The sequence below is a fragment of the Lyngbya confervoides BDU141951 genome, assembly GCF_000817775.3.
Lineage (GTDB): Bacteria > Cyanobacteriota > Cyanobacteriia > Thermosynechococcales > Thermosynechococcaceae > Lyngbya > Lyngbya confervoides.
The window spans coordinates 19,972-28,282 of the sequence record NZ_JTHE03000077.1 but is presented as its reverse complement, the minus strand read 5'-3'; the positions used below and the strand labels follow the sequence as shown (position 1 = coordinate 28,282).

The 8,311-nt window shown below is 48.5% G+C and carries 5 protein-coding genes and 1 CRISPR repeat array (1 of these 6 cut by a window edge); all 5 genes read right to left on the bottom strand.

All coding sequences use genetic code 11. The features are described 5' to 3' along the window. Positions 1 to 86 precede the first annotated feature (86 nt). Positions 87 to 1,334 carry a type III-D CRISPR-associated RAMP protein Csx10 gene (csx10, locus tag QQ91_RS13110; protein WP_166282732.1) on the bottom strand — a complete coding sequence of 416 codons (1,248 nt, stop codon included), beginning with the start codon at positions 1,332 to 1,334 and terminating at the stop codon, positions 87 to 89. Continuing rightward, positions 1,331 to 2,008 (bottom strand): RAMP superfamily CRISPR-associated protein, encoded by a 678-nt coding sequence (locus QQ91_RS13105; protein ID WP_166282730.1) that lies wholly within the window; start codon positions 2,006 to 2,008, stop codon positions 1,331 to 1,333. Before QQ91_RS13105 ends, csx10 begins: the two co-directional genes overlap by 4 nt. Further along, the gene (gene cas10, locus QQ91_RS13100; protein WP_166282728.1) at positions 2,005 to 4,290 is read right to left on the bottom strand and encodes a type III-B CRISPR-associated protein Cas10/Cmr2; all 2,286 of its coding nucleotides are present in this window, start codon (positions 4,288 to 4,290) and stop codon (positions 2,005 to 2,007) included. Before cas10 ends, QQ91_RS13105 begins: the two co-directional genes overlap by 4 nt. A 363-nt stretch (positions 4,291 to 4,653) precedes the next feature. After that, positions 4,654 to 5,865 carry a PDDEXK family nuclease gene (locus QQ91_RS13095; RefSeq protein WP_166282726.1) on the bottom strand — a complete coding sequence of 404 codons (1,212 nt, stop codon included), beginning with the start codon at positions 5,863 to 5,865 and terminating at the stop codon, positions 4,654 to 4,656. Then, positions 5,858 to 6,994, bottom strand: a complete 1,137-nt coding sequence (gene cas6 / locus QQ91_RS13090) for a CRISPR-associated endoribonuclease Cas6 (RefSeq protein ID WP_166282724.1) — start codon at positions 6,992 to 6,994, stop codon at positions 5,858 to 5,860. The genes QQ91_RS13095 and cas6 overlap by 8 nt, the downstream gene beginning before the upstream one ends. Before the next feature lie 499 nt (positions 6,995 to 7,493). Beyond that, positions 7,494 to 8,311: direct repeats of the CRISPR family, unit length 36 nt; unit sequence GTCACCCGACCCATTCCCCCGAAAGGGGATAGAAAC; it runs 923 nt beyond the window's last position.

Sequence of the window (8,311 nt, the reverse complement as noted above, 5' to 3'; positions counted from 1 at the left end):
GTCTTGCAAAACTAGCTTATCTCCTCTTTTCGCAATCTTCAGAAATGACCTGATTTTTTTAAGCCTGAGTAGTTACGATTAATTTCCTAAATGATTGTCTCGCGAGTATTGAGATGGAAAGGGTTGCAAACATAGATCTGCCCGAATCCCTCTGTTCGGCGATCGCCAACCCCCATGTTCTCCAGATGTTCGAGGGCACGAAGCCAGTCGCACTCGTGCTCTGAATGAATGCTATATAGAAAGCAGGCACCTTTTTGGGTGATCAAATCCGTGTCTTTCATCAACCCCCAGGCCGAATTCCACCCCGAAACGTAGTCATAACTACAAGAGGATCCTTCAAGTTGGAGACTGTCGTTCGGGATATTGGCAAATTCCTGCAACAGCTGGGGAGACAATACCATGGTACGCTGCCAATCCTCTTGCAAAATAGCGTCGGACTCTAAATTAATGGAGAAAAAACGAAGCTGCTTGAAGGTCTCGGCGTTAATTGTGGCATTCATGGCAAACAACTGATTCCATTGCCTCCATTGTTTGCCAACACATTGATTAAAGGTGTCATATCGCTTTCGGAAATTAAGCTTTTTCTTGAGACGCTTTGCCTCTAATTTCACTTTGCCTAGTCCCCTAGAGGCACTTCCCCCAACTCGGATAATTCTGCCGTCAAGAAATTTGACCAGAGGATCGCATAAAGACTGGTCAGGCAGATGCAGGTAACTCATGAAACAGGCTGGATGATTCTTTCCAGATTCAGTTTCATTAATCACCTCAATGCTATACAAGATTTTCTCTTGGGCAGTGGCACGACGACGATTAATACCTACCCGTGTTAGCAAACGAGTTGAAACGCTAGGGGTGACATATTGACCGGCAGCAATTTCTTGATAAAACCCGGACAGGGGCTCTACTCGGCCACCCGCTTCATCCGGAAAAACTGGATCGTAAATTTGGCCATGAAGTCGAGCGCAATATCGATCAATCAGCGTGTCGAACACACCCGCACCTTTTCCAATGAATCCAGGGTTCGATTTGGCGGTTGCCGCTGTACTCGGAATCACCCGAGTTAGAGCAGGATTTTGAATCTTACTATATTCTACAGGATAGGCATTCTGAAAAATAGCTGCATTTTCACCTAAAAATAAGGCATTAAAGTCATCTTCTCCCGTAGAAAAATCATGATTTTCTGATTCTGACAGTCGGATCAATTCACTGGCGATTGCCCCCCGGATCACTGATCCTGGAATATAGGTTTCTGACTGACTAATCGAGCCTCCGGGTTTACTGCGACCAATGGCAAGGGGGGCTTGTGCGTTCAAGACTAACTGAATACAGGTCATCCTTCACCTCGCTTCGGGAGAAGTTTGAACCAGTCAGTCTCTGTGGGGGTGGGAAAATCTTGCGAATTAACGGCGATCCAGCCTAGCCCAGAGGATTTACTCCCTCCTAGCGCCCTGATCAAGCTTAATCCAGCTAGCACAAGGGGAATTGTTTGCTCAGGATACCCAGGCTGGAGTTGAATGCTTCCTGTAAAAGACAACTTGGCATTTTGAGGGGAGGTTTCTAAGAAATAGAGCTTTTGATCCTCGGCCACTTTCCGTCTGCGATTAATCGTGACGCCTGGACGAAGAACCTCAAAAAAAGTTGAATCGGTTAATGGACAAACTAAGTCATCAAACAGTAATCTTGATGGTAGGGAAGGACTACCAAAAATTTGGCACGCAAGGCAATGATGCTCTGGTTGATGATGAGAGCTTGGGCACATGGAATCTGCTTGCGGTGATTCGCAGATTTCCCACCCTAAACCGCGCGCAATTTTTTCGCATTCATGGCGTAGTCGACCTTTGAGGTGGGATGCCGGAATTATGAGTTGCCCATTGGTTTTTCGAATCATTGGTTTATCCGCCAGTGAGCCCGATGATCCTCCTGCTCCAATCGATAGGGCGGATTGAATGGTGATCGAGAGTGAAATGTTCTCCGGCTCATGGCCGACTAGACTCTGGAGCTGAATCATCGCAGGGCCTCCGAAGCTTGGGGGAGAATGGCTGGACGCTCTTCCGATTCTGAGATAAAAGGATAGAGATCCACCAATTCACGCCAGTTGGTTTCATAGATTGGCTTGTCTTTGAGTTTCTGAATCCAAGGTGCTAGGTTTCCTTCATTTTCTCGGGCTTTACACCAGGTATTTTCAAAGAAAGTTTGAAGTTGTTGTTGACCTGCTTTGTTTAACCGCACTCGAAAATAGCGGTAATTAAGAATTGCGGTTTTCTTTCCTTGCTCAAGCAAGCTACGGATTTGATAGAGCTGCGATCGCGGAAAATCAGCTTTTTTTAAGGCTGTTACTGTCTTGATGAGACCGTCAATTTCGTGCAAAGTATAGGGAGATCCATAGAGCTTTAAGGTGTTTTTCCCGACCTTCTTGATTAAGCCGTTCTCGCGAAATGACTTCACGTTGGAGGAAATCATGTTCACCCCTTTAAGAACCAAGAAGTCAATGGTTCCACCTTGATAGCTATCTGCAAAGGATTTAGCATAGTGTTTTGCTGATTTCAGGAGTTGATTGGTGAGAAACTCGGCATAGTAAATGGGGGTTGTGTCACTGGTTAATAAAACACCTGCTGACATACTCAGCAGACATTCACTGGTGGGTGCTGTCTCTAAATAGCGATGACGAAAGGGCTTCTCAAGTCGGTGTTGATATTGAGGATTTAAGCTCAGCAGCCGTCTCTCAAATTCTTCGCAAAGCGTTTTGGCGATCGCTAAAGCTTGACTGGCAGGAACGATCAGCAACACATCATCTCCGCCAATGGTTAAAATCTCAAAGGGGTGAACTCTTTCGCCGTTCCGAGATTGCGTTGATTCTTCTTCTAAGTGTTTAAGCGTATGCGGATGTAAATGTTGGGCCAAGGCAACGTAAACGGACTCTTCCGTGGCTTGCGACACATCCTCACTAAATTGACGATAATCGACGGCCGATCGAATTTTTCTCTGGATATATCCTCCCATGTTATTGCCATCAGCATAAATATAGGCAACATAGCCCTTTGGAATACTTGCATTCCCTACTTCCCTAAGATTCAGGGCTTCACTGACGCCTTCTGAAGACAGTCCTTGATAATATTGATCTTTCAGAGGGGATGTCTCTAGAAATTCAGTGAAACGGTTCACCCAGCTCCGAATTTTTCCCGGCTCCCAGGGAGTAAATTCACTCGATTTAAACCAAGCCTCAGAAACTCTTTCACGTTTAGCGATTGCTCCCATCCAACGCTTTCGCAACAGGGGATCTGAATAGATGGGACCCTCAGGAAGCTGGACTCGACTGACGCCGCCTCGCTTATTATTGAGATCTCGATGTAAATAAGGATGTGTCTCAAGCATGGGTGGAAAAGCCCGACTTGGACGTAACTGCCCATTACTCAGCCTGGCTACATCTTTATCAAAACCACTACGCCGTTGGTTAAATAGGTTCGCCAACCGCCGCACTAGCTCGTTAAAGCTTTTAACCTGCTGAAAGCGCTCAAGGTATCCACTGCGATTGCTAGCTTGACCAAAGTACGCCTCCACCAATGGGTGTCTGTAGTTTTTTAGATACCACTCGACCCACTGAGTGTCGCTGACTGAATCCGGCAGTAAACCCCATGCAAATTCTGCTAGTTTAAAATTTTCACCTACGGCGCATGCATTTGCAGTGATTGTTTCTGATATGTATCGCTTTTCAATCGCAGCAGCCAAGTCTTGGGTGAAAGCGGGAGGACACATCGCCAGGATATTGCCGCCTGACGTATAAATAATTAACTCTGGAATCAGCGCCTGAGCAAGGGAAGGGTAACAATCTTCGAGCCAATCTAGTATTTTTTTGCAAAATGTCGGATTTTCGTGACAGTCTCGAAATTCTTGCCTAGATGCCGCTCCAAAGAAAGCAGGTAAGTCAACCAAATTGATTCGATCTAATAGTGCGGAAGCCCCCCTCACCTCTGGTAATTTAGATGACTCGAACACATATTGTTTGATTTTCGTGGCTCCTCCATAAACCAACCCAATGCGTTGAGTCCATAGCTCTGGACAAGCTTGAAGAGTAGACTCTAGCTTAGCTTGACTTTGTGGGAAAGTTTCGGAAAGTTTTTGAAAAGATTGAAAAACGCTCGAAGCGCCACCTTGGGCTTCAAGGATTGGGAAGACTACCCCTTCCTGAAATTGTTTGATGAAGTTTGGATCTTGTGGTTCACGCTCGCCTCCCCAAGCTAAGCACCAAACAAAAGCTTTATCAATAGATAATTTAATTTTGGGGTTCGTCATGGTCCAGTAAAGTCAGAAGATGCTCGGGTGGGGATATGGCTTACGCCCAGGTTGATGATTATGGCGAAGGCTTGAAAAGCGGTTTTCAAACTTGAATTTGAGTTTCGAAAGCGTTTATCCTGAAGGGAAGGATAGAGCAACGGGGCACACCCCTAGCAGGGAGAATACCGTGATGTTCACGCTGTCATCCCTGCGCCAGGATTGCGATAGAAAGAAGCAACTGAATTTTTGGCTTATTTATGAAAATTTAGCATCTAAAATTCAGGAATAAAATTATTTTAATTATTTCTTTTATATTTGTTGTGTTGCAGTAGTTTTTCTATATCTAACGTATATATCCGCTGTTTTTTGGAGCACAACACCTTAAAAATCTAGATCATTGATTATGTCTTCGGCGATCCAGTTGCTAATTTCTCCTGTCAGGTTCACGGTGGTTCGCAGAGAAAAGACCTTTACCTTAACTGGATTAGGGAGGGTGCTGAGTTCTGCCTTCAAGCTTTCTGGATCGAGGTTACAGCAGACCAGAGCGACCTTGGCTTCCGACCCGCCCATTTGCTGGGCACGATGGGCAGCTTCCAGCAGCTTTTGCTTACACAGTTTTCGTCTTTCTGAGGTGGTGCAGGAGAGGGCGTAGAGCTGGTAGCAGCGGGTAAACGCCACATCAAACTCAAACCCGTAGGTTCCATCGACGGACAGTTTAAAGTTTCGCCCCACATCTGCAATCCCATGGCTGTCAACAAGGGTTTTGATACAGGCCAGGGTATAGTGCTCAAGCCAGAGCCCTCCGAACCAGTTGCTCATCTCGATTACAGACCTAAACCCGAGGTTCTGGGCTAGGTAGGCAGACTTGACCCGCGAATTTCGATTAGACAATCGATCGCGAATAAACTCCACAAGTTTGAGGGGGAGGCGACTCAGGTCAATAAAGTCCCTAAAAATACGATCCTCGGCATACCTGAGGGTGGACTGGTACCACCAATTGCGCCATTGGGTGGATGTCTGAGCTGACGAGCATATCTGGGCGAGGAGTCCGCTCAGCTGAGGTAAATGGGCAGAATTGGGGGTTTCGTCCGCTAGGGGGGTGTTGTGCAGCTGAAAGAGGGTCTGTAGCGAGAGGGAAATATCCTGGGCGGAGATTGGGAGTTTTTCAGCGGGGTTATTGGCATGGTCGACCATGATGGCGCGATCGCGAGGATTTAAATAGGTAAACAGTGTTTGCCGTTTTGCTCGTCCAAAGGCAATGTAGGCGTGCACCGACATGGCTTTGGTGCCCCCGGTGTAGTTCAGGCCGATGCTCTCATCCGTGGGAATTTGGGCAAGAATGCCCCGCACCAGCTCCCGAATTTTATAGGCATTGGAGTCCGCGTCTTGCAGGGACCGTAGCTCAACCTGATAACCATCCTGGAGCAACTGTTGTTCTAGATTGGATGCCTGGGTTTGTGTTCCGGAAGAATGGATTAAATAAAGATTTCCTTGGGCCACCGCCAAGAGTCTGGCACTGACGTAATTGGGTAGCGTATTTCCTCCCACCAAAAGGAAAAGATGCTGACGTTGATAGGGCCTGAAGTCAGTCATGAGGGTACGAGGCTCCTCCAGACTGGAGGGCGCGATTGGCTAGTTTGCTATAGGTTTTTACGGATTGATAGGGGATCTCCAGCTCCTGGGCGATCGCCACCAGTGATTCGCCCCGTTCATGGCGGGCATAGACGGTTGCCCACAGTTCGGCGGACTTGCGACCGCGATCGCCTCCCTGGCGTTTTTTCTGGCTCAGAAAGAAATCACTCAGGGACTGAATCCGCTCTGCCAAGGCGGTTTCCGCGACTGCGGGGAGATGATCCATCCACGCTTTAGACCAGCCGAGACGGGTGTAGCCCAGGCCGTGGGTTGTTTTGTGACCTGTTCCGCAATAGGGGGCAAGGCGACAGAGGGCATAAAACAGCCGGACAAAGTCTGGCTTCTGCTGGGCGCTGGCGTCGAGGACCAGTTCAATATTTCCTAGAAAGCCGGTAAACAGGCCTTGTTTTCCAGCCGTTGTGCGGGTGGTTTTGAGTTCATGGCGGCTGATCATCACATGCTGATCGACCCAGTCCAGGAATGGGGCAGGATCAAAGGTGCGGGGGGCAAACTGATTCCAGCGCCGCAGATAGCTGGCTAACAGGTGCGGCGGATTCGGTAAGGGGATGTGATGCCCATGCCGCCGAAAGCTGGTGGGGGAGAGGAAACTCAAGCTGATCGACTGGGTTTGCCGCCTTGACCAAAGGGTGCTGTAGGTGGTGGCGGTAAGGGCGATGGCGATCGCTTTAATCTGCCAGGTTTGTTGATAGAGGTGCAGGCGTTTGGGCTGGCGTTTGACCCAGTGGCTGAGCCACTGCACAAAGGGGGATGAAAAGCCATTGATCTGCCATTCATAGGTGTGGCTGGGGCTGATGGTGAGGCTTTGAGTCCGGTCGAAGGTGAGGCTGTGGAAGCGGGAGATGGAAAAGCTTTTTTCGGTTTGATTATCGTGCATTTTCGTGGCCAGAGCCGGGTCGTCTTGCTTGACTTGGTTCAGCAACCAGGCATGTAACCCAACGGCGTACTGCACGCTTAGGCTGTCTGCTTGATTGGGCTGTAACGTTAATCGAAGCCCCACCAGTTGCGAGTTTGGCGGCCATTTCAGGGCTGATTTTTGGGTGGCCAGAATTTGGGGGGCTTGGGGGATCATGGGAAACTCAACGCCATGATTGGATCGGAAGGGGTTGCGTTGCTGTGATTCTATCAACTGGGTTGATCCAAGCAGGTAGAAGATGATGGCGTTGAAGAGGTATTTTCGAGGCGATCGCCCCATCGCACTGGCCAAAATGTAAAATTTTCATGACATTTTTTGAAACTCTCGTTTGAGGTATCAAGTTTTACGCTTTTCCCTGACAGGATAAGTCGCTGCTTGCTCCTGTCCTACAAGGCTTTTCAGGAATTGCAAAAACTTTATAAAGAGATGGAAGCACGCCAGTTTGCTACTCTAAAATAATTACATTCACGGATGTCCCCCGATCCTTGAAAACCGCATAACTTCGTTGACCTCCGTGAAGTCATTGATTTTACTGGGTTCTATAGGTCAATGAACTCTCTTAATTGAGAATGGCTAGGGTTTATTGACAGGTAATTGAGACATGCGTGAAAAGTGCTGATCCGAGCCCTGTCAGGTAAGGGTTTCAGCCGGTACTGTCACCCGACCCATTCCCCCGAAAGGGGATAGAAACGCACTGTGCATATAAGTGGAAGTCGAACTTTTCGGGATGGTCACCCGACCCATTCCCCCGAAAGGGGATAGAAACAGGAAAATCCTCCCCATTCGTGTCTGGTTGCCCCTGGTCACCCGACCCATTCCCCCGAAAGGGGATAGAAACCTTCTGAACGGTTGTTCAAGATAGATAGATGAATCCGGTCACCCGACCCATTCCCCCGAAAGGGGATAGAAACTTGAATTCTGATGGCTTCTGGGGATTCAACTTAGAGTCACCCGACCCATTCCCCCGAAAGGGGATAGAAACGTCATCCAGCATCTGCTGAGTCGCCCAATTCTCCATTGGGGTCACCCGACCCATTCCCCCGAAAGGGGATAGAAACTCACCAAACGGTAAGTCTATAGAAATGTTCCAGGGTCACCCGACCCATTCCCCCGAAAGGGGATAGAAACGACAAACTGCTTTTTGTCCGCGCTGACAACTAATGGTCACCCGACCCATTCCCCCGAAAGGGGATAGAAACAAACCGCTTTTTGCCAAGGGATTGTTGCGTCAGGTGCAAAGTCACCCGACCCATTCCCCCGAAAGGGGATAGAAACCGCTCGACTGGTAGCGATTAACAGTCAAGACCGACGACGTCACCCGACCCATTCCCCCGAAAGGGGATAGAAACTCTCTTTTTGTATCCTGATAACTAGACTTGGAACTGCTACAAGTCACCCGACCCATTCCCCCGAAAGGGGATAGAAACTAGTTCCCACATGAGAAGCAGCCACGCCGTGGTGACCGTCACCCGA